Genomic DNA, 19803 nt, shown 5'->3' with positions numbered 1-19803 from the left:
GTCGCCGACGCACAACGCGGTGCGTGAACATCCCGGAGCAGCACATGATCACGACCATCCGCCTCGCCGTCGCCTCGGCCCTGATCCTCGGTTCCACCGGCCTTTTCGGTATCGGGCAGGCCACCGCGGTCGCCGACTCGGCCTGCGGTACACCGCTGTCGCCCGCCGAAATCACCTCGATCGCGAAGCTTTCGGACACGACCACGCTCGCCGGCTCATCGATGGAACAGCTCGAGCAAGCAGTCGAAAACCATCGGCAGCTCACCCAGATCCTGGTCGAGCACCGCGACCTGCGCGGCGTCTTCGCGCTCGGCCTCGATGCCGTCGAGCAGGCCGCGGTGATGCCGTTGCAGCGCGACCCGGCTTCGTTCACCGATCCGGAGTGGGCGCATCGGATCAGCCTCGAGCTGCTGTCCCGCTTCCTGCGCAACGTGCACGCCGAGTTCACCGGCGCGCCGACCGATCCGCAGTGGACCAACTACTTCGACCTCGCCCGCCGCTGCGAACTGTCGCCCGCACGGGTCGCGATGGCCGGATACGACGCGCACCTGAGCGTCGACCTCGCTTACGCGGTGGCCGCGGTGGGCGGGACCACCGCGAACGCGGCCGACTACTTCAAGATCGTCGACTCGATCGCCCAGCAGGGCTCGTTGATCGTCTCCTCGACCAGGGAGATCTATCACGGCGATCTCGGGCCGCTGTGGCGGTTCTATTTCGTCGGCGAGGGTCTCGATCTGCTCTTCGGTGAGGGTGTGGCCACGCCGCAGCTGCTGCGGCTGGCCGATCTCGGCGCCAATGTGGTGATCTTCGGCAACGGACTCGCGCTGACCGATCCGGCGCTGGCGCCGGCCGCCCGGGTCGAGATCGACGCCCTGTGGCGCAGCGCCGACGTCGCATTCGAGGTGCTCACCCGACTCGGTGGGCTCTAGGGGGTTTAGCTTTCCGGATTCGCGGCACGCCTACTCCTGGGACGAATGATGGAAGGGAGTTTCCGGCATGTCGGAAGAGCTGAACGGGAAGCGCGTACTGATCATCACCTCGAACACCGGCGTCGAGCGCGATGAGCTGCTGGTTCCGCAGAAACAGCTGACAGACAAAGGGGCGGCGATCGTGCATGCCGCGCCGAAGAACGAGCAGGTGCAGACCTTCGAGCACGACACCGAAAAGGACGTGACCGTGCAGCCGGACGCGTCGTTCGATGATGTGGATGTCGACGACTTCGATGTGCTGGTCGTGCCCGGTGGCACGGTCAACGCGGACAAGCTGCGGACCGAAGACCGCGCGGTCGAGCTGGCCAAGGCGTTCGCTGCCGCGGGTAAGCCGATTGCCGCGATCTGCCACGGGCCGTGGCTGCTGGCCGAGGCCGAGCTGACGCCCGACAAGACGCTGACGTCGTACTTCTCGCTGAAAACGGATCTGCTCAATGCGGGCGGGCGGTGGGTCGATGAGCCGGTGGTGCGTTCCGCGGAGAACGGCTGGGCGCTCATCACCTCGCGCAATCCGGACGATCTGGACGATTTCTGCCGGGCGATCGCGGACGAGCTGGTCGACAAGTCATAGCTCGGCCGCTTACCTCAGAGGCCGTGCAGTACGACCGAGGTTTCGCGGGCCAGCTGGGCAGGGTCGCGAGTCGCGTCGACTACGGCGCCGCGCTCGTCATCCGCCAAGGGTTCGAGCGCGGCCAGCTGCGAGTCGAGCAGGCTCGACGGCATGAAATGCCCGGTGCGGTCGGCCATTCGGTGGGCGAGTTCCTCGTGTGACGCGGCCAGATGCAGGAAGAACGCGTCGGGTGCGGCGGCGCGGAGCCGGTCCCGGTAGACGCGCTTGAGCGCCGAACAGGTGATCACCCCGCCCTGCGCGGATCGTTCCGCCATCCAGGCCGCCACCTTGTCCAGCCACGGCCAGCGGTCCTCGTCGTCCAGCGGGATACCAGCGGCCATCTTCTCGACGTTCGCCTCGGGATGCAGATCGTCGCCTTCGCCGTACTCGACACCCAGCTCGGCCGCGAGCGCCCGGCCCACCGTCGACTTGCCGGACCCCGACACCCCCATCACAACCACGACGGGCAGCGCTCGTTCCGGCACATCGGCTCCTTTGCTCGGTGCACTGCCCATGGCGGGCGACGTACATCTCCGATCCGACATTAGCGCGAGCACGAAAACGTCCGAATGCGGCCGGCTGCATCGCAAACAACCGACTTCCGGTCACACTCGGCATACGTCGTTCGTCGAGTGGGACATGAGGACAGGCCCACCGGCGTTTTGCCGCCACCATGTCCCACTCAGTGTCCGTCCGTTCGCCCAGCGGGACATTGCGGTGTATCCGATCGCACTTTGCCGCAGCCAAGGACCGCATACCGGGCGTTGTCGCCGCCGGCACTGGGGCGAGCTGGTCACGGTGATGGTGTATCTACGGGCTCGCTCGACCTCGTAGCGGGCACTCCTGCTGTTGACCACCGAGCAAAGCCTCGGCCTGCGCACAATCGCCGCGCCGGCACGGGTTTCAAGCCCGATGCCCATCCACAGCCGCTGTGATCAGCTCGGCAATCGCGCGATGGGTGTCCTCGTCCACCGGCAATAGGGGTGGTCGCGGGTCGCCGACTTGGATGCCGAGCGAGTTCAACCCCGCTTTGACGGTTCGTGGCAGGCCGCCGCGGGACATCGCGACGAGCAGCGGTTCCAGTCGTTCGAAAAGCTTTGTCGCCGAATCGGTTTCACTGGACGACAGCAACCTCCACACTTCCACGATCTGCTCCGGCACCAAACACGCTGCGGCCGTGCACCATCCGACAGCGCCTGCGTCGAACGCTTGAAGCGCGAGCCGGCTGCTGCCGTTGAAGAACGGCACACCGTGCTCCGCCAGCCGGCGCATCCGCGCGATGTCTCCGCTGGATTCCTTGACCATCGTGATGTTGTCCACGGCACCGACCAGTTCCACCAGGAACTCCGGCGGCATATCGATCCCGCTGGTGCCGGGATTGTTGTAGGCCATGATCGGCAACGCGACCGAGCCTGCCACCGCCGTGAAATGCCGGCGCAGTTCTTCCTCGGTCAACCGCCAGTAGGCGACCGGCAACATCATCAACGCCGTGGCACCGAGCCGTTCGGCAAGCCGTGCCCGCGCAATGGTTCCCGCCGTGGTCAACTCCGACACCCCGATCACCGTCGGCACCCGCCCGTCGACCTGCTCGATACAGATCGACGCCACCGCGGCCCATTCCTGATCGTCGAGGTACGCGGCCTCCCCCGTACTGCCAAGCGGCGCAACCGCATCCACGCCCGCGTCGACCAGCCGATCGACCAGCCCGCGCAGCACCGTCTCGTCGACCTTGCCACCGTCCGCACCGAACGGCGTCACCGGATATGCCACGATCCCCGCGATAGACCCACGCATCGCCACCTCCATTCCTCCCCCAGATCATGCCCCGCACCCCGGCCGTTCCGGACGGAAGCGTGCTGGGGCACGATGGTGATCATGGAATTGCGCATCTTCACCGAACCGCAGCAGGGCGCAAGCTACGACACGTTGCTGACCGTCGCCAAAGCCACCGAGGACCTCGGCTTCGACGCATTCTTCCGTTCCGACCACTACGCGGCCATGGGCGGCGTGGACGGACTCCCCGGCCCGACCGACGCCTGGATCACCCTCGCCGGCCTGGCCCGCGAAACCAAGCGGATCCGCCTCGGCACGCTAATGACCGCCGCCACCTTCCGGCTGCCCGGACCGCTGGCCATCCAGGTCGCGCAAGTCGACCAAATGTCCGGTGGCCGAGTCGAACTCGGCCTCGGCAGCGGCTGGTTCGCCGAGGAGCACGCCGCCTACGGCATCCCGTTCCCCGCGGACAAATTCGCGCGGCTGGAGGAGCAGCTCGCGATCATCACCGGGTTGTGGGCGACCAAGCCGGGCGACAAGTTCGACTTCGCCGGCCAGCACTACCAGCTGACCGACTCCCCCGCCCTGCCCAAGCCGGTGCAGGACCCGGTGCCGGTGCTGATCGGCGGCCACGGCGCCACCCGCACGCCACGGCTGGCCGCGCAGTACGCGACCGAGTTCAACAAGCCGTTCTCCTCGATCGAGGACAGCGCCGCCCAGTTCGGCCGGGTCCGCGCGGCCGCCGAAGCACGGGGGCGGCGCGCCGACGACCTGATCTACTCGAGCTCTCTCGTGGCCTGCGTCGGCGCGAACGACGCCGAGGTGGCGCGCCGGGCCGCGGCGATCGGCCGCGAGGTGGACGAGCTGAAGACGAACGGCCTGGCCGGTTCGCCCGCCGAGGTGGTGGACAAGATCGGCCGGTTCGCCGAGATCGGCACGCAGCGGATCTACCTGCAAATACTGGACCTCGCCGACCTCGACCACCTCGAGCTGATCGCCGGACAGGTGCAGGGGAAGCTCTGATATGAAGACCGGAAAGCCGAGCCGGACGGCGCTCGCCACCGCGCACGCGCGCGCCTATCACCAGATCGCTCCCGAGCCGCGGGTCTTCACCGACCCGTTGGCCGGGCCGATCATGGGCCTGACTCCCGAAGAGCTGACCGAGCAGACCGCTGCCGCGGCGGCGGGTCAGGACATCACCTTTCATCGCATTCGCCGGCTGCTCCTGGCCAGCCGGTCGCGCTTCGCGGAGGAGACGGTCGCCGCCGCGGTGGCGGACGGGACGCGGCAGGTGGTGATCCTCGGCGCGGGGCTGGACACCTTCGCCTACCGCAATCCCGATCCGGCACTGCGGGTCTTCGAGGTCGATCATCCCGCGACGCAGGCCTGGAAACGCCAGCTGCTGGCCGATGCCGGAATCACCGTTCCCGATTCCCTGACGTTCGCCCCGATCGACTTCGAGAGTGAAACCCTCGCAACAGGTTTGGCCGCGGCGGGCTTCGACCGGGACCAGCCCGCGGTCTTCGTCTGGCTCGGCGTGGTGATGTATCTGACCAGAGAGGCCATCCGGTCGACCCTGGGATATATGGCCGAGCAGGCGGCCCCGGTTCGGCTGGTCTTCGACTACATCCCACCGGCCGCCGATGCCGCACCGGAACATCGGGCTCAACTACAAGCGCGAGCCGACCGCATGGCCGCGGTCGGCGAGCCGTTGCTGAGCTCGCTCACCGCCGCCGAACTGGCGGCGGACCTGCGCGCGGCAGGCTTCGACGAGATCGAAGACTTCAGCGCGCCGGACCTCATCGCGAGCTATGTCGGCGAGGCCGAGCTCGGTCCCGAACCCGAGCGTCTGCACGCCCGCATCGCCCGCGCCCGCCGCACCTGACTCACCCCAGCGGCCTGCTGGTCGGCAGGTTGACGAAACTCGGTTGCGCCGGATCCAGTTGCAGCGTTTGCGGTTTGAGTTCGGTGTTGTTGAACAGCGGCCGGAACGGCAGTCCCTTCGGGGAGTTTCCGGCGAACACGTCGACGCGTAGTCGATGTCCCGGCTGGAGCACCGCCTGGATCGGGATGACCGCGATGTCCAGCACGATGGGCTCCCCCGGGGTTACGGGCAGCAGGCTGTCCAGGGTGATCGGGTTGTACGGGGCGGTGTAGTCGCCGTTGGGTGAGCGGGTGCTCTTCGCCTGGTCGATCGCGCGCATCGACGCGGTGAGCTGGCCGGTGCTCAGCACCGTCGAAGTTCCTTCCGGGGCAACGTCGTTCACGGTGACGGCCCAGTACCCGTCGGTCGCGTCGTGCACAACGTTGAGGTGCATGTTGATCGGGCCGGAGATGACCGTCTGTTCGGTGACGGGTGCGCCGGTGAAGGTGAGCGCGTTGCGTTCGGCGATGCGAGAGTCCTTGGCGCACATGTCCACTACCGCGGTGATGCCGGCGGCGCCTTGCGCGGTGTCGCGCGAGCACGCGGTGGTGAGGCCGGGTGACACCGTCAGCGTGCGGCGCTCGTCCGGCTTTGCCGCGGACAGTGATCCGTCGTACACGCTCGCCGCGGTGCCGCTGGGCGTCGCGGACAGATAGACCCGCCGATGGGTGGCGCCGGCCTGCGGGAACTGCTCGAGCGTGCGCCAGCCGCCACCTTGTTCCCACACCGTCACCGGTCCGAATTCGCTGAGGCCGTGATCGATGTCCTTGAGCCACTTGTCGAACCACACCCGCTGCAACACCTCCAGCCGTGCCGGACCGCCGGGCATGCCGGTGCCCGCGCCGGGATTGGCGTGATACGTGTCGCCGACGAGGAGCTGTTTCTGGCTGACGGGCAACGGAATCGCGTTGAACAAGGTGGTCGCACTGTTGGCGAAGATGTCGTGCCAGCCGCCATAGACGAACGTGGGCACCGTGATTCGCTCCGGATGCCCGAGAATCGCCTGCCGGAAGTCGCTGTCGTGATCGAGCGCCGCGGCCAGGGTCTGCGGGACCTGATCGAGCGACGGGGTGAGCAGCGCCTGGCTCAGCAGGTCGTAGTTGGTGGCCGGATCGGCCAGCCGGTCGTTCAGCCAGCGCCAGTCGAACGTGCCGTCCAGCATCGAGCGCACGTCGGGGATGAGCTTCGTCTGATTCACATTGCTGAGCCACAGCGGCAGGAAGGTGGTGCCGACGCCGCCGCCCGGCGCGACGACATCACGCATCAGGTCGCTGCCCGGTTCGACCGGAAAGATGGCTTTCAGTGCGGCCGGGGCATTTTCGGCCGCGCGCAGCTGGGCGATGCCCGCGTAGGAGCCGCCGCTCATCCCGACCTTGCCGGTGGACCAGCGTTGCGCGGCGGCCCAGCCGATCACCTCGCGGGTGTCCAGTTGTTCCCGGGCGCCGAGGGTATCCCACGTGCCCTGGGAGAAACCGGTGCCGCGGACATCGGCGACCACCAGCGTGTATCCGCTGCGGATCAGGAAGCGGTCGATGCCGAGCACGGTCTGCACGGTGCCGCCGTCGAGCGCGTGCAGCAGATCACCGAAGCCGCTGATCGGCGTCCCGGATAGGTTCATCCGGCGCAGCAGATCCATCACCATCGGCTGTAGCCCGGGCGCCGAGATCGCCGAATCCACCAGACTGGACAGCAGTTTCGTGTACGGCGTGAGGTTCACGATGGTCGGCAGCGGACGCTGTTCGACCACTCCGTCCGCGTCCACCGGCCGGTACACGTTCGCCTTCAGGATGACGCCGTCGCTCATCCGGATCGGCACGTCCCAGTCGATGTGCACGTCGGCGTACGGCTGCGGCCCGTCGTGTAGCGCGGTCCACTGCGCACTGTGTGTTCCGCTGTCCGGCTGGGCCGCCACCGACCCCACCGCAAACCCACCGCCAACTATGACAATCGATAGGACGGTCGCCAATCGAGCCATGCGGACAAACTGTTGTGCCACTTGCTGCCCCGAAAGCATCCTGCTCCTCGACCGATGTGCCGCACGTTGATTGAGTTCGCCGTATCGGATTGACAAGATAGCAATCTGCGCGCAAATCACCGGGAGGTACGAATCGGCCGGTTTGTCGTGTTGCCTGCGACCCGGCGGACCGATCCGGTTGTGCGATAGCGGATTTGCGCAAATCGGGCACGATAGATACCCACCAGTTTGGTTTAAGATCTAGGCGGGCAACAACGTTCCGGTCAGTCGTTCAGCCTCGCTCCACAGTCGCCGAGCGGTCTCCTTGTCCCGCGCCCGGCGCGGCACCGACGCGACGTGCGTGGAGCCGACGAGACCGAATCGCGGTCCGTAGTACTCGCCGTTGCGCGCCGCCGGATCGACCGCGGCGAAGAGCAGCGGCTCCGTCCCCTGCCCCACCTGCTGCTTCGGCAGGAAGTCCAGACTCGTCATCAACGACCGCTTGGGCCGTTCGCGGCCGAGGCTCGCCCCCGCGCTTTGCAGGTTGGTGACGGTGTAACCGGGATGGGCTCCGGTGCTGAGCAGATTCCAGCCGCGCTCGTCGGCGATCTCGGCCAGCCGCACGGTCAGCATCAGGTCGGCCAGCTTCGACTGCGCGTAGGACCGATCCGGGTTGTAGCGACGCTCCCACTGCAGGTCGTCGAACCGGATCCGCCCGTACAGCGCGGTGCCGCTGCTCATCGTGGCGACCCGGGGCTGCTCGGCGCGGCGCAGCTGCGGAAGCAGCAGCATGGTCAGCGCGAACGGGCCGAGGAAGTTACTGCCGAATTGGAGCTCGAATCCGTCGGCTGTGGCATTCCGGGTGGGCGGAGCCATCACACCCGCGTTGTTGATCAGCACATCGAGGATTCGATCCTCAGCGCTCAGCTGCGCGGCGAACTCACGGACCGAGACGAGATCGGCGAGGTCGATGCGCCGCACCTCGAGCGACGCGCCGGGATGCCGAGCCAGGATTTCGGACTTGGCCTGCTCGCCCTTGGCCGGCGTGCGCACAGCCATGATCACGTGCGCGCCCGCACCCGCCAGACGGGCGGCCGCTTCCTTCCCGGTGCCGCTGTTCGCGCCGGTGATGACGATCGTTTTGCCGGTTTGATCAGGTACTTCATACATCGTGAGCTCCTTCGGGCGACTTAAGAGACCGTCGGTCTTTTGATGGTTTTCACGTTAACGGACCGCCGGTCTGTAGTCAATAGACCGCCGGTCTGAAATACTGGTGGCATGGTCGGATTCCAGCGAGCACGCAGCGAAGAGCAGCGCGAGGTGCGCAGACGCGCCATCCTCGACACGGCGGCCGCGATGTTGCAGCAGATGCCGGTCGCCGAGGTCGGCCTGAACGAGCTGGCTCGCCGCGTGTGCCTGGCCAAGTCGAATGTGCTGCGCTACTTCGACTCTCGCGAGGCCGTGCTGCTCGAACTGCTCGACGAGTCCTATCGGGAATGGGTCGCCGCGCTGCGCCTCGAACTCACGGACACCGCGGGCGATCTGCCGGCCCGCCGCGACCGGCTGATCCACGCGATCGTCACCTCACTCGCACAGAACCCCGTGCTCTGCGATCTGTTCAGCGCGCAGGCGGCCGTGCTGGAGCGCAACATCTCCCCCGACGTCGCCGCCCGATTCAAACGCAATTCGCTGAGCACGACCGACGAGTTCGCCGACTTGGTCGCCGGCATGATTCCCGAGTTCGGCCGGGAACGCTCGTGGACCTTCTGCGCCCTGACGCTGCTCAATGCGGGTGCGCTGTGGACGCACAGCCACCCGTCCGCAGCCATGCTCGCCGCCTACGAACAGCATCCCGACCTGGCCGCCGCCCGCATCGACTTCACCGGTACCTGCACGACACTGCTTAACGTCATCGCCGCCGGCTTGCTCGCGGGTGAAGGCTGATCTCACTGTTGCCGGAAACCCACGCGAATCGCCGAGCCGGGGCCTACCTTGGTGGGCATGACGCCGCTGCAGCGCTACATCGCGGAAGAAATCGCACTCGATCATGCGGACGGCCTGCTGAATCGGCGCGAGGCGTTGCGCCGCCTCGGGCTGCTCGGGTTCGGCATTCCGGCGGCGGCCGCGTTGCTCGCGGCCTGCGCGACCGACTCCAAGGATCAACCGGCGACCACCCAACCGCCTTCCGCCGCACCACCATCCACACCGCCCGGGTCGGGCGCGGCCCTGCCGACTTCGCCGATCACCTTCGCGGGGCCGGACAATCGCGAACTGCAGGGTGCGTGGGCGGCCGCGGCGCAGCCCCGGGGTGCGGTGCTGGTCATCCACGAGAACAAGGGGCTGACCGAGCACATCCGTTCGGTGACAGGACGATTCGCCGGAGCCGGTTACTCCGCCCTTGCTGTCGACTTGCTTTCCGCCAAGGGCGGCACCACGGCCTTCACCGATCCGGCGCAGGCCACCGCTGAACTGAGCAAGACCCCGCAGGACCAGTTCATCGGCGACCTGCGCGCGGGCTTGGACGAGCTCGGGCGGCGGGCGCCCGGAAAGAAGCTCGGCGCGACCGGGTTCTGTTTCGGCGGCGGACTGGTCTGGCTGCTACTCGCCTCCGGGCCGTCAGCTCTTGCCGCGGCGACGCCGTTCTACGGCCCCTTCCCGGACAAGGGCGACCTCACCGCCTCGAAGGCCGCCGTGCTGGGGATCTACGCGGCGGCGGACGCCCGAGTGGATGCCACGCGCCCGGCCGCGGAGGCCGCACTCACGCAGGCGGGTGCGCCGCACGAGATCTGGGTTGCCCCGAATGCCGATCACGCCTTCTTCAACGACACCGGGCCGCGGTACGCGCCGACCGCGGCGAACGAAGCCTGGCGGCGGGTAATCGATTGGTACGGAACGCATCTGGGCTAGGCGTCACCAAGCGTCGAAGAAGTCCCGGATCGGTTCCAGGCCCGTGGCGATGACACCGATGTAGCCGTCGGGACGAACCAGCACGAGCGTGCCCGGGTCGATGTCGTAGTTACGAAAGGGCTCGCCAACGGTTCCCTCGATCACATTGCCGGGTTCGATCACGCGCCCACGAACCCGGTCGCCTTGCGTACGAACGACTTCGGCGACCGCGGCTGCGGTATCGCCACCGAACCCCAGCACCGTGAAATGCGTACCGCGGAATAGATCGAACAGGCTCGAATCACCGACCTGACCGTCCGGCGCACGGTCGCCCGCACGCACCGCGCCCGGCTTCTCCCGCGCCTCCACGGCCAACGGCCCGCCCGATAGTTGACCTTCAACTGGAAGATATCCAGACTCCCCTCCCCCGGCTCGGCATCGCGGAACTCCTGCCGATGCGAGCGCGTGGTCACGTCGAGCACCCGCGCCGCGACCGGAAACCGTTCGGCCTCATAGGTATCCAGCAACCGATCCGGAGCGCCCGACAACACCGCCGCCAACTTCCAGCCCAGGTTGTAGGCATCCTGCACGCTGGTGTTCAACCCCTGCCCACCTGATGACGAATGCACGTGCGCCGCATCGCCGGCCAGGAACACCCGCCCGACCCGGAACCGGTCCACCATCCGGACATTCACCCGATACACCGAGATCCAGTTCAGATCGAACAACCGGATATCCGAGCGACCGGACCGCTCGTCGAGAATCTTCTGCACGGCCTCCAGGGTCAGCTCGGGCACGTCGTCAGCGGTCATGTTGGCGATGAACTGGTAGTAGTCGGTGCCCGGCATGGACCACAGCGAAAAACGTTCCTGCACATTGCCGGTCGTCAGCATGTGACAGTAGGTGCCGGTCAGGCCCTCCGCTCTGACGTCGCCGATCAGCGTTCGCTCGGTCTCGAAGGTTTCGCCCTCGAAGCCGACGCCGAGCGTCTTACGGACAACGCTGCCGCCACCGTCCGTGCCGACCAGGTACCGGGCACGCACCTGTACGAGTCCATCGTCGCGACGCAGCGTCGCGGTGACACCGGTATCGTCCTGCACGAAATCGATGAATTCCGTGTTCAATTCGAGCCGGCCGCCGAGTTCGAGCAGCCGGTCGCGGAGCAATTCGTCGGTGCGCCACTGCGGCAGGATCCACGCGTTCGGATACGGCACGCCGTCGACGCGTTCGAGCGGCGGCAGCCCGAGCATCGCCTCCACGGTCCGGGTCAGTTTCACCTGAGTGTCCACGTACATGCGGAACGACGGGAACGGAGCCCCGGCCGCCACCACCGCATCGATCAGGCCGAGATCATCGAAGACCTCCAGAGTTCTTGGCTGCAAACCCTTTCCGCGTGAGCCGGGAAACAGCCCCGCGGCCTTGTCCACCACCAGGCACTCGATCCCGCGCCGGGCCAAATCGCAGCCCAGTGTCAGTCCGGTCGGTCCGGCGCCCACGATCAGCACCGGCAGATCTGTTGTCATCGCTCTTCTTTCGTGAAAGTTCGGGTGAGGATCGGCAGCAGCAGCTCGTCGACCAGTTCGGTGAGGAACGCTCGATCCAGGGGTTCGCCGAGGAACATCCGGCGCATGATCTGACCTTCCGAAACCTGGTGTGCCAGTTCGGTTGCGGTGCCCTCGGGCAACTCACCCCGGGTGACGGCCCGCTCGACAACGGTGCGGAACGGGCCGAGATCCTCGTCCGCGACGTGCTCGCGCAGCGCCGCCGCGAGCTCCGCGTCCACCCGCATGGCGTGCATCAACCCGGTCATCATGGTCACGTAGTGCTCGTCGACCTGCGCGGTGAGATCGACGAGCGCCGCGATCAGATCCCCGCGCACCGTCCCGGTGTCCGGGATCTCCGCGACGTACTCGGCGTCGTGCGCGTCCATCGCCGCCTTCACCAGCGCGGGCTTTCCCGGCCAGCGCCGATAGATGGTCGCCTTGCTCGCCTGCGCCTTGGCCGCGACGGCGTCCATTGTGATTGCCGCGTAACCGATTTCGCCCAGCAACGCATAGGTGGCGGCGAGTATCGCCTGCTCGCGTTCCGCGCCCCTGATCACACACCCTCCAAGTGAACGATACGGTTTCGTTCACTTCGACGGTATCGGAAGAGCGGCAACCGGCACAAGGCCGTTCAGAGAATGTGATCGCCGAGCGCGACGTCGCGGCAGGCCTCGAGCAGCGGCTCCAACCGCTCCATGGCATTGGTGCGCACGGCGAGCACCGTGGGCAGCGCCAGCACACCGGGCGTGCACACGGGCAGGAAGGCCACCCGGCTGCTGTGCAGGAGGCGGGCGTGCGGCGCGTAGAGGACGGTCCAGCCGGCGGCGCCGGCGCCGAGCGCGGCGAGAGTGTCCTGGATCGAGACCTGCTCGGGACCGAGCACCGGTTCGAATCCCGATTTGCTGCACGCGGTCAGCACGAGATCATCGAGCAACGCGTTGTTCTGCCGGTTCGTCAGATAGAGCGGCAGCTCGGCAAGCTGCGCGAGGTCGACACATCGCTCGGTGGCCGAGGGGTGATCGGCGGGCAGCGCGACGACCAGCTCGTCGTACCAGACCGGAATCTGCTCGACGCCCTCCGGCGCGGCCACCTCGCCGCGCAGGAACGCCGCGTCCCACTCGTGTTCCGACACCTTGCGCAGCCGCTGGCCGAGCGCCGCCGACGTCAGTTCCACCTTGATCCCGGGCGCACGGTACTTCAGCGCGACGAGCAGCCGCTCGAGGCGCTCGCCCATCCCCCGGCTGGTGCCGATGCGCAGCACGGTCGGCGTGGTCAGGAAGTCCGCGACGCTGGTCCGCGCGCGTTTCTCGGCGGCAAGGACCTTCTTCGCGGCAGGCAGGAACGCCGCCCCGGCCTCGGTGAGCCGGACGCTACGAGGCGACCGTTCCAGCAGCACGACGCCGAGCTCGCGTTCGAGCCGGCCGAGCTGCTGGCTGACTGACGACTGCACAATCATCAGCCGTTCCGCCGCCCGGCCGAAATGTAGCTCCTCGGCCACCGCGACGAAATACCTCAGTTGACGAAGTTCCATGACCTCAACGTGGTTCGGGGACAAGACTGGGTCAGGCTACCGCCCGGGGTGCGCGGCCAACCGATGTGGCTTCGTCCCGCGCGCCGCGCACACACAAATATCGCCGGAGGTGCCCGCGTGAGATATCCGAATGTCAGCCCAGCGCGACGTCGCATGGTCGGTGTCGCGACCACCGTAATACTGGCCGTCGGCGTGCTCTCGGCCTGCGCCAGCGACAAGGAGCCCGCGCCCGCCACCGAGACCGTGCGCAGCACCGCGCCGAGCAGACCGCAGGGCGCACCCGACCTCGGCGCGGCGGAGGAGATCGCGCACGGGATCGACGTGCCGTGGGGCCTGACCTTCCTGCCCGACGGCAATGCGCTGGTGGCCGAACGCGACAGCGGGCGCATCCTGCGGATCGGGCCGGGTCATGCGCCGGAGCAGATCTATCAGGTGCCCGGAGTGGTCGCGAGCGGTGAAGGCGGGCTGCTCGGTCTGGCGTTGTCGCCGCAGTATGACCAAAACCATTACGTCTACGCCTATTTCACCGCGCAGAACGACAACCGGATCGTACGATTCCGCCTCGACGGGCAGCCGGAGGTGCTGTTCGACGGAATTGCCAAGGCGTCCAATCACAATGGCGGCCGGATCGCGTTCGGGCCGGACGGCATGCTGTACGCCGGCACCGGCGATGCGGGACAGAGTGGCCGGGCGCAGGATCCGGCGAGCCCCAACGGGAAGATTCTCCGGCTGACGCCGGAAGGCCGACCGGCAGCGGACAATCCGATCGCGGACTCACCGATGTACAGCCTGGGGCATCGGAATGTGCAAGGACTGGCGTGGGACCGCGAGGGGCGGCTGTTCGCGGCGGAGTTCGGGCAGAACCGGTTCGACGAGATCAACCTGATCGAGTCGGGGCACAACTACGGCTGGCCGACCGTCGAAGGGGTGGGCGGCGCGGACCGCGGGTTCACCGAACCGTTGACGACCTGGTCCACCTCGGAGGCCTCGCCGTCGGGGATCGCGATCGCCGGAGACACGTTGTACGCCGCGGCATTACGCGGCGAACGACTGTGGACCGTGCCGCTGCGCGAGGGCACGGCTGGCCAGCCGCGAGATGTGTTCCGGGACAGCTACGGCCGGCTGCGCACGGTCATGGTCGCGCCCGACGGCGCGCTGTGGCTCACCACATCCAACACCGACGGACGCGGCAACCCGCGCACGAACGACGATCGCGTGCTTCGCTTCCCGGCGCGATGAGTCAGTCGAACATCGGCGTTTTGATCTGGCGGCCCAGCCGCCATACCGCGTAGGTCAGCGGCACGCCCGGACGGTAGGCCAGGTGGGTGACCGACGGTGCGTCGAGCACCTGGAGATCCGCGCGGGCGCCGACCCGGATGACGCCGACGTCGTCGCGGCGCAACGCGCGCGCACCGCCCGCGGTCGCCGCGTGCACCGCCTCGGCCACCGAAAGTCCCATCTGCAGTACGGCGGTCGCGACGCAGAAGGCCATCGAGGTGGTGTAGGAGCTGCCGGGGTTGGCGTTGGTGGCCAGGGCGACCGTGGCGCCCGCGTCCAGCAGCGCGCGGGCCGGTGCGAGGCGCTGCCGGGTGGACAGGTCGCAGGCGGGCAGCACGGTGGCGACCGTGTCGGAGGACGCGAGCGCTTCGATGTCGGCGTCGGTCAGATAGGTGCAGTGATCGACGCTCGCCGCACCGTGTTCGACCGCCAGTTGGACGCCGGCGCCTTCGCCGAGCTGATTACCGTGCACGCGCAGTCCGAGGCCGTGTGCCTTGGCCGCGCGCAGCACCCGATCGGACTGGTCCCGGTCGAAAGCGCCTGTCTCGCAGAACACATCGGCCCAGCGGACATAGGGCGCGACGGCGTCGAGCATGTCGCCGCACACCAGATCGACGTACTTCTCGGCGTCCATGTCTGCCGGAACCAGATGGGCGCCAAGGAAAGTCACCTCGTCCGCGGCCGCGGCGGCCAGCTTGGCCGAGCGGAGTTCGTCCTCGACGCTGAGACCGTAACCGGTCTTGGTTTCCAGGCAGGTGGTGCCCTGCCTGCGCGCCTCGGCGATGTGGCGGGCCAGGTTGACCGACAGTTCGTCATCCGACGCGGCGCGGGTGGCGGCGACCGTGGTGGCGATGCCGCCCGCCCGATACGGCCGTCCCGCCATCCTGGCCTCGAACTCGGCGGTGCGGTCGCCGGCGAAGACGAGGTGGGTGTGGCTGTCCACCCACCCGGGCAGCGCGGCCCGGCCAGCGAGGTCGATACGGTCGTCGGCGGCGGGCGCGTCCTGCGCCGGACCGACCCAGGCGAAGTGCTGTCCGTCGAGGACCACCGCGGCGTCGTGCAGCGGGCCGCCCTCGGTGTTGGTGGTGAGTTCGCGGATGCCGGTGATCAGGGTCGACACAGTGCCTCGATTTCCTCTCGCAACACGGTTTCCGGATGGTGCACCTGTAGGTGGCGGTGTTCGGACACGACGGGACGGCCCGCGATCAGCACCGAGCGGATATCGCTCGCGGTCGCGGCGAACAGCGCGGCGGCCGGGGCGGTACCCGCGGTGCGGATCGAGTCGAGGTCGACGGTGACCAGGTCGGCCGCGGCGTTCGGGGCGATCCGGCCGGCCTCGGGCCAGCCGATGGACGCGTGGTCGGTGGCGGCGCGGTAGAGCTCGGCCGGGCTGAAGCGGCCGCGGGCGCGGCTGGCCAGTCGCTCGTCGAGTTCGAGGGCGCGCCACTCCTCGAAGGCGTCGATCACGGCGTGGCTGTCGGTGCCGAGGCACAGGCCGACGCCGGCGTCCGAGAGCGCGCGGGCCGGGCCGATGCCGTCGCCGAGGTCGCGTTCGGTGGTGGGGCAGAAGCACGCCCGGGTGCCGCTGTCGGCGAGCAGGGCGATGTCGGCGTCCGTGAGATGGGTCGCGTGCACCGCGACCGTCTGCGGGCCGAGCAGGCCCGCCCCGGCCAGTAGCGCGGTCGGAGTAACGCCGTGCGCGGCAAGGCAATCGGCGTTCTCCGACGGTTGCTCGGAGAGATGGACATGCAGCGGGCGCCCCGTGGCCGCCTCCGCGACCACGGACAGCGCCGCGGCGGGGACCGCGCGCACCGAGTGTGCGGCGACGCCGGTCCGGACCAGCTCCTGCTTCGGGGTGAACGCGGCGGCGCGTTCGGCCCACGCGTCCACGCTGCCGTCGCCGAACCGGAGCTGGTGCTCCCCCAGCTCCACACCGAATCCGCCTGCCAGATAGCAGGTATCGAGCAGCGTGAGTCGAATACCGGCATCGTCGGCGGCGGCCGCGAGGGCCGCGCTCATCGCGTTCGGGTCCGAGTATCGCGCGCCGCCCGGGGCGTGGTGCAGGTAGTGGAACTCGCCGACACTGGTGTACCCCGCCAGCACCATCTCGGCGTACACCGCGCGGGCGAGCCGATAGTAGGAGTCGGGATCCAGCTGGGCGGCAACGGCATACATGCGTTCACGCCAGGTCCAGAACGTGCCTTGATCGTGCTGGGTGCGCCCGCGCAGCACACGGTGGAAGCCATGCGAGTGCGCGTTGGCGAAGCCGGGGATCGTCAGTCCGGGCAGTACCGTGCCGGTTCGCTCGGTGCCGCCGGTGACCGACTGGATCGTCGCGCCGTTCACCTCGATCGTCACCGCTGCGGCGACGCCGTCCGGCAGCCAGGCGTATTCCGCCCAGTAGGTGCTCATCCGGCCAGTTCCTCGAGGATCCGCGCGAGGCTCTGTGCGCCGCTGTCGATGTCGGCGGGCTCGGCGAATTCCTCAGGGGCGTGGCTGATTCCGGTCGGGTTGCGCACGTAGAGCATGCCGGAGGGGACGTGTCCGGCGAGGATGCCCGCGTCGTGTCCGGCGCCCGTGGGCAGCGCGGGTACGCCGCCGAGCACCTTGTCCATCCGGCCGCGCAGCGTCTCGTCGAAAACGACGTCGTCCGAATAGGACTCCTCGGTGACGGTCAGCTCGCAGCCTTCGGCGGCAGCGGCCTCCCGCGCGGCTTCGGTGATGTCCTCGACCAGTGCCGCGGTCCGGCCGTCACCGGCGACCCGGGCGTCCAGCCACAGATCCACGCTGGAGGCAATGACATTCGTGCCACCCGGGTTGGGCACCAGCCTGCCGACCGTGGCACGTGCGTCCGACATCGCGGCGGCGGCCCGGCGCGCTGCCGCCACCACCGTCGCGGCGGGCAGCATCGGATCGTGGCGATCGGTGAGCCGGGTCGCGCCCGCGTGATTTCCCTGGCCGGAGAACGAGAATCGGTACCGCCCGTGCGCGATGATGCTGCTGCCGGTCGCGACCGGGCTGTCCAGCTCGATCAGCCCACGCCCCTGCTCCACGTGCAGCTCCACGAAACAGCCGATCTGGGCGAGAGATTCGGGATCCGCGCCGAAACGCTTCGGATCGTGCCCCGCCTTCACCGCGGCCTCGGCGAGCGTCACGCCCTCGGCATCCCGCAGATTCCGGGCCCGATCGGGATCGATGGCGCCGGTGAGCAGTCGCGAACCCAGACACGGCACGCCGAACCGCCCGCCCTCCTCCTCCGCGAACACCAGCACCGCGAGCGGCTTGACCGGCGTGAATCCCTTGCCCTGCAAGATCTCTACCGCCGCGAGGGCGCTGGCCACGCCGAGCGGGCCGTCGTACGCGCCGCCGCCGGGGACCGAGTCGAGATGGCTGCCGGTGACGACCGCGCCGGCTCCTGGACTTCCCCACCAAGCCCAGATGTTGCCGTTGCGATCGGTGTTCACGTCCAGCCCGCTGTCCAGGGCCTGGTCGATGAACCAGTCCCGCAGCTCGAAGTCGGCGTAGTCGTACACGTGCCGCGAGTAGCCGCCGCGCCGGGAATCCCGGCCGACCCCGGCGATCTCGTTCATCAGCTGGTTCACGCCCACGGCGTCGCTCCTGGTGTGCTCTGGGGTCTGGTTCACGGCGCCTCGTGCATCGGAATGCGCACGCCGCGTTCGGCGGCCACCTCGGTGGCGCGGTCGTAGCCCGCGTCCACGTGCCGGATCACGCCGGTGCCCGGGTCGTTGGTGAGCACCCGCTCGATCTTCTGCGCGGCCAGCTCGGTGCCGTCGGCCACGCACACCTGGCCGGCATGGATGGACCGGCCCATGCCGACGCCACCGCCGTGATGGATGGACACCCAGGTCGCGCCGGACGCGGTATTGAGCAGCGCGTTCAGCAGCGGCCAGTCCGCGATGGCGTCGGAACCGTCGGCCATCGACTCGGTCTCCCGGTACGGCGACGCGACGCTGCCGGAATCGAGGTGATCGCGGCCGATCACCACCGGCGCGGACAGCTCGCCGCTGGCCACCATCTCGTTGAAACGCAGACCGGCCAGGTGCCGCTCGCCATAGCCGAGCCAGCAGATGCGGGCCGGAAGTCCTTGGAAGGCAACGCGTTCGCTCGCCATCCGGATCCAGCGGCGCAGCGACTCGTTCTCCGGGAACAGGTCGATGATGGCGCGGTCGGTGGCCGCGATGTCCTTCGGGTCACCGGAGAGCGCCGCCCAGCGGAACGGGCCCTTGCCCTCGCAGAACAGCGGGCGGATGTAGGCGGGCACGAAGCCGGGGAAGTCGAAGGCCCGCTCGCAGCCGCCGAGCTTGGCCTCCCCGCGCAGCGAGTTGCCGTAGTCGAACACCTCGGCACCCTTGTCCAGGAAGCCGAGCATGGCTCCGACGTGCTCGGCCATCGATTCGCGGGACCGGTCGGTGAACTCGTCCGGCTTCTTCGCCGCGTAGTCGGCCCAGTCCTCGACGGCGATGCCGCGCGGGAGATAGGCCAGCGGGTCGTGCGCGGAGGTCTGGTCGGTGACGATCTCCGGGTCCAGGCCGATCGCGAGCAGCTTCGGCAGCACCTCGGCTGCGTTGCCGATCAGGCCGACGGACAACGCCTTTCGCTGCCTGCGCGCGTTCGAGACGCGGATCACCGCGTCGTCCAGGTCGGTCGCGATCTCGTCGAGGTAGCGTTCCTGCACCCGCCGCTGCGCCCGGGCCGGATCGCACTCGATCACCAGTGCGACGCCGCCGTTCATGGTGACCGCCAGCGGTTGCGCGCCGCCCATGCCGCCGAGTCCCGCGGTGAGCGTGAGCGTGCCGGCCAGGGTGCCGCCGAAACGCTTGTCCGCCACCGCCGCGAACGTTTCGTAGGTGCCCTGCAAGATGCCCTGGGTGCCGATGTAGATCCAGGAGCCCGCGGTCATCTGCCCGTACATGGTCAGCCCGAGCGATTCCAGCCGGCGGAACTCCGGCCAATTCGCCCAGTCGCCAACGAGATTGGAGTTGGCGATCAGCACGCGCGGCGCCCACTCGTGCGTGCGGAACACGCCGACCGGCTTACCGGACTGCACCAGCAGCGTCTCGTCGCGCTCCAGGGTGGTCAGCGAGTGGGTGATCGCGTCGAAGCTGGCCCAGTTCCTGGCCGCCTTGCCGGTGCCGCCGTAGACCACCAGGTCCTGCGGCCGCTCGGCCACCTCCGGATCGAGGTTGTTGTGCAGCATCCGCATCGCCGCCTCGGTCTGCCAATTCTTCGCAGTCAGCTGCGTACCCCGCGCCGCCCGAACTATCCGAGTCATGAAATCGCCGCCCTTCCAGCA

17 protein-coding genes and 1 pseudogene are annotated in these 19803 nt (G+C 68.4%); 7 read left to right on the top strand and 11 right to left on the bottom strand.

Annotated elements, in window-relative coordinates:
- Nucleotides 1-44: 44 nt before the first annotated feature.
- Together F3087_RS37855 and F3087_RS37850 are read left to right on the top strand one after the other, a co-directional pair.
- Nucleotides 45-929: a DUF5995 family protein gene (locus tag F3087_RS37855; RefSeq protein ID WP_223885656.1), complete on the top strand. Its 885-nt coding sequence runs from the start codon at nucleotides 45-47 to the stop codon at nucleotides 927-929.
- 67 nt (nucleotides 930-996) lie between these two features.
- Nucleotides 997-1560: a DJ-1/PfpI/YhbO family deglycase/protease gene (locus tag F3087_RS37850; protein ID WP_150406961.1), complete on the top strand. Its 564-nt coding sequence runs from the start codon at nucleotides 997-999 to the stop codon at nucleotides 1558-1560.
- Between the two features lie 14 nt (nucleotides 1561-1574).
- Here the strand turns inward: F3087_RS37850 and F3087_RS37845 are convergent, their stop codons facing one another.
- Nucleotides 1575-2051, bottom strand: a complete 477-nt coding sequence (locus F3087_RS37845) for a gluconokinase (RefSeq protein ID WP_223885674.1) — start codon at nucleotides 2049-2051, stop codon at nucleotides 1575-1577.
- A 451-nt stretch (nucleotides 2052-2502) separates the two neighbouring features.
- Complete coding sequence (locus F3087_RS37840; RefSeq protein WP_150406959.1) at nucleotides 2503-3393, bottom strand: dihydrodipicolinate synthase family protein; 891 nt, start codon at nucleotides 3391-3393, stop codon at nucleotides 2503-2505.
- Nucleotides 3394-3474: 81 nt separating this feature from the next.
- On the opposite strand from F3087_RS37840, the gene F3087_RS37835 reads away from it, so the two are divergent.
- Together F3087_RS37835 and F3087_RS37830 are read left to right on the top strand one after the other, a co-directional pair.
- Entirely contained in the window at nucleotides 3475-4395 is a 921-nt protein-coding gene (locus F3087_RS37835; protein ID WP_150406958.1) for an LLM class F420-dependent oxidoreductase, read from the top strand.
- Nucleotide 4396: 1 nt separating this feature from the next.
- Nucleotides 4397-5257: a class I SAM-dependent methyltransferase gene (locus F3087_RS37830; RefSeq protein ID WP_150406957.1), complete on the top strand. Its 861-nt coding sequence runs from the start codon at nucleotides 4397-4399 to the stop codon at nucleotides 5255-5257.
- Nucleotide 5258: 1 nt separating this feature from the next.
- Here the strand turns inward: F3087_RS37830 and F3087_RS37825 are convergent, their stop codons facing one another.
- Nucleotides 5259-7271 (bottom strand): CocE/NonD family hydrolase, encoded by a 2013-nt coding sequence (locus F3087_RS37825; protein WP_150406956.1) that lies wholly within the window; start codon nucleotides 7269-7271, stop codon nucleotides 5259-5261.
- Between the two features lie 240 nt (nucleotides 7272-7511).
- On the bottom strand, nucleotides 7512-8420 hold the full coding sequence (locus F3087_RS37820; protein ID WP_150406955.1) for an SDR family oxidoreductase: 909 nt from the start codon (nucleotides 8418-8420) through the stop codon (nucleotides 7512-7514).
- A gap of 108 nt (nucleotides 8421-8528) precedes the next feature.
- On the opposite strand from F3087_RS37820, the gene F3087_RS37815 reads away from it, so the two are divergent.
- The gene (locus F3087_RS37815) at nucleotides 8529-9194 is read left to right on the top strand and encodes a TetR/AcrR family transcriptional regulator (RefSeq protein ID WP_150406954.1); all 666 of its coding nucleotides are present in this window, start codon (nucleotides 8529-8531) and stop codon (nucleotides 9192-9194) included.
- A gap of 57 nt (nucleotides 9195-9251) precedes the next feature.
- Nucleotides 9252-10157 carry a dienelactone hydrolase family protein gene (locus F3087_RS37810; RefSeq protein ID WP_150406953.1) on the top strand — a complete coding sequence of 302 codons (906 nt, stop codon included), beginning with the start codon at nucleotides 9252-9254 and terminating at the stop codon, nucleotides 10155-10157.
- Nucleotides 10158-10160: 3 nt separating this feature from the next.
- On the opposite strand, the pseudogene F3087_RS37805 reads toward F3087_RS37810, so the two are convergent.
- From F3087_RS37805 to F3087_RS37795, 3 genes and pseudogenes are all read right to left on the bottom strand, one after another.
- A pseudogene (locus F3087_RS37805) lies at nucleotides 10161-11647 on the bottom strand (FAD-dependent monooxygenase).
- A gap of 8 nt (nucleotides 11648-11655) precedes the next feature.
- Nucleotides 11656-12237 carry a TetR/AcrR family transcriptional regulator gene (locus F3087_RS37800; RefSeq protein ID WP_150406952.1) on the bottom strand — a complete coding sequence of 194 codons (582 nt, stop codon included), beginning with the start codon at nucleotides 12235-12237 and terminating at the stop codon, nucleotides 11656-11658.
- Nucleotides 12238-12311: 74 nt separating this feature from the next.
- Nucleotides 12312-13211 (bottom strand): LysR family transcriptional regulator, encoded by a 900-nt coding sequence (locus F3087_RS37795; RefSeq protein WP_150406951.1) that lies wholly within the window; start codon nucleotides 13209-13211, stop codon nucleotides 12312-12314.
- Between the two features lie 153 nt (nucleotides 13212-13364).
- On the opposite strand from F3087_RS37795, the gene F3087_RS37790 reads away from it, so the two are divergent.
- Entirely contained in the window at nucleotides 13365-14450 is a 1086-nt protein-coding gene (locus F3087_RS37790) for a PQQ-dependent sugar dehydrogenase (protein ID WP_150407080.1), read from the top strand.
- A 1-nt stretch (nucleotide 14451) separates the two neighbouring features.
- On the opposite strand, the gene hutI is transcribed toward F3087_RS37790, so the two are convergent.
- From hutI to hutU, 4 genes are read right to left on the bottom strand one after another with little or no spacing between them, the layout of a single operon-like run.
- Nucleotides 14452-15609: an imidazolonepropionase gene (gene hutI, locus F3087_RS37785; RefSeq protein WP_150406950.1), complete on the bottom strand. Its 1158-nt coding sequence runs from the start codon at nucleotides 15607-15609 to the stop codon at nucleotides 14452-14454.
- Nucleotides 15597-16901 (bottom strand): formimidoylglutamate deiminase, encoded by a 1305-nt coding sequence (locus tag F3087_RS37780; RefSeq protein ID WP_150406949.1) that lies wholly within the window; start codon nucleotides 16899-16901, stop codon nucleotides 15597-15599. Before F3087_RS37780 ends, hutI begins: the two co-directional genes overlap by 13 nt.
- Nucleotides 16898-18079, bottom strand: coding sequence for an allantoate amidohydrolase (locus F3087_RS37775; RefSeq protein WP_223885673.1), 1182 nt, complete (start codon nucleotides 18077-18079; stop codon nucleotides 16898-16900). The genes F3087_RS37780 and F3087_RS37775 overlap by 4 nt, the downstream gene beginning before the upstream one ends.
- A 50-nt stretch (nucleotides 18080-18129) precedes the next feature.
- On the bottom strand, nucleotides 18130-19782 hold the full coding sequence (hutU, locus tag F3087_RS37770; RefSeq protein ID WP_150406948.1) for a urocanate hydratase: 1653 nt from the start codon (nucleotides 19780-19782) through the stop codon (nucleotides 18130-18132).
- Nucleotides 19783-19803 lie beyond the last annotated feature (21 nt).

It is taken from the genome of Nocardia colli (assembly GCF_008704205.1).
GTDB lineage: Bacteria > Actinomycetota > Actinomycetes > Mycobacteriales > Mycobacteriaceae > Nocardia > Nocardia colli.
This window is presented reverse-complemented; position numbering and strand designations above follow the sequence as displayed.

What these genes read in the sequence shown, in the direction of transcription:
- hutU (WP_150406948.1), bottom strand. Translation starts at nt 19,782, where the DNA reads ATGACTCGGATAGTTCGGGCGGCGCGGGGTACGCAGCTGACTGCGAAG.
- F3087_RS37810 (WP_150406953.1), top strand. Translation starts at nt 9,252, where the DNA reads ATGACGCCGCTGCAGCGCTACATCGCGGAAGAAATCGCACTCGATCAT.
- F3087_RS37825 (WP_150406956.1), bottom strand. Translation starts at nt 7,271, where the DNA reads ATGGCTCGATTGGCGACCGTCCTATCGATTGTCATAGTTGGCGGTGGG.
- F3087_RS37820 (WP_150406955.1), bottom strand. Translation starts at nt 8,420, where the DNA reads ATGTATGAAGTACCTGATCAAACCGGCAAAACGATCGTCATCACCGGC.
- F3087_RS37850 (WP_150406961.1), top strand. Translation starts at nt 997, where the DNA reads ATGTCGGAAGAGCTGAACGGGAAGCGCGTACTGATCATCACCTCGAAC.
- F3087_RS37830 (WP_150406957.1), top strand. Translation starts at nt 4,397, where the DNA reads ATGAAGACCGGAAAGCCGAGCCGGACGGCGCTCGCCACCGCGCACGCG.
- F3087_RS37815 (WP_150406954.1), top strand. Translation starts at nt 8,529, where the DNA reads ATGGTCGGATTCCAGCGAGCACGCAGCGAAGAGCAGCGCGAGGTGCGC.
- F3087_RS37845 (WP_223885674.1), bottom strand. Translation starts at nt 2,051, where the DNA reads ATGGGGGTGTCGGGGTCCGGCAAGTCGACGGTGGGCCGGGCGCTCGCG.
- F3087_RS37835 (WP_150406958.1), top strand. Translation starts at nt 3,475, where the DNA reads ATGGAATTGCGCATCTTCACCGAACCGCAGCAGGGCGCAAGCTACGAC.
- F3087_RS37795 (WP_150406951.1), bottom strand. Translation starts at nt 13,211, where the DNA reads ATGGAACTTCGTCAACTGAGGTATTTCGTCGCGGTGGCCGAGGAGCTA.
- F3087_RS37780 (WP_150406949.1), bottom strand. Translation starts at nt 16,901, where the DNA reads ATGAGCACCTACTGGGCGGAATACGCCTGGCTGCCGGACGGCGTCGCC.
- F3087_RS37775 (WP_223885673.1), bottom strand. Translation starts at nt 18,079, where the DNA reads ATGAACGAGATCGCCGGGGTCGGCCGGGATTCCCGGCGCGGCGGCTAC.
- F3087_RS37840 (WP_150406959.1), bottom strand. Translation starts at nt 3,393, where the DNA reads ATGCGTGGGTCTATCGCGGGGATCGTGGCATATCCGGTGACGCCGTTC.
- F3087_RS37790 (WP_150407080.1), top strand. Translation starts at nt 13,365, where the DNA reads ATGGTCGGTGTCGCGACCACCGTAATACTGGCCGTCGGCGTGCTCTCG.
- F3087_RS37855 (WP_223885656.1), top strand. Translation starts at nt 45, where the DNA reads ATGATCACGACCATCCGCCTCGCCGTCGCCTCGGCCCTGATCCTCGGT.